This window comes from Methylobacterium sp. J-067 (assembly GCF_022829465.1).
GTDB classification, from domain to species: Bacteria; Pseudomonadota; Alphaproteobacteria; order Rhizobiales; family Beijerinckiaceae; genus Methylobacterium; species Methylobacterium litchii.
In genome coordinates, this window is sequence record NZ_JAKSXZ010000095.1 from 1 (window position 1) to 512 (window position 512).

Here is a 512-nt window from a genome sequence, read left to right on the forward strand (position 1 = left end):
AGAAGTCGCGCTGGACGCGGAAGCGCGCCTGGAAGACGTCGGTGCTGGTGATGGTCTTCACCGGGATACCCGAGTTCACCTGGGCGGCGGTGTAGTTGAACTTCTGGGTGTCGAGCACCCGGCCGTTCTGGACACCGTACTGCGCGTAGATGCCCTCGACACCGATATCGAGGTCCTTCACCGGCGACCAGATCAGGTTCGCACCGGCATAGAGGATGTACGTGTCGCGCAGGTTGCCGTTGAGGTTGTAGAACCGCGTGCCGGGGACGCCGACGCCGAGGGCCGAGATGGCCGTGCTGCCGGCATTGGCACCGCCGGCGCCGGGGACGAAGCCGAAGTAGGCACCCTGGGCGGCGCGGGCACCGGCCGCAAAGGTGTTCTCACCGTAGGAGGCGAACACCGCCGAACGCCACTCGGGGGCCCAGTAGTGCAGGAACGAACCGACCACCGAGAAGCTCGTGGAGAGCTGGAGCTGGTTGGTGAACGGGTTGATCGTCGCGTCGGAGAAGTTC

At 65.6% G+C, this 512-nt stretch carries 1 pseudogene; it reads right to left on the minus strand.

Annotated features, from left to right (window positions below):
* Nucleotides 1-512 (minus strand): annotated as a pseudogene (locus tag MKK52_RS10945) (porin); the annotation flags it as partial.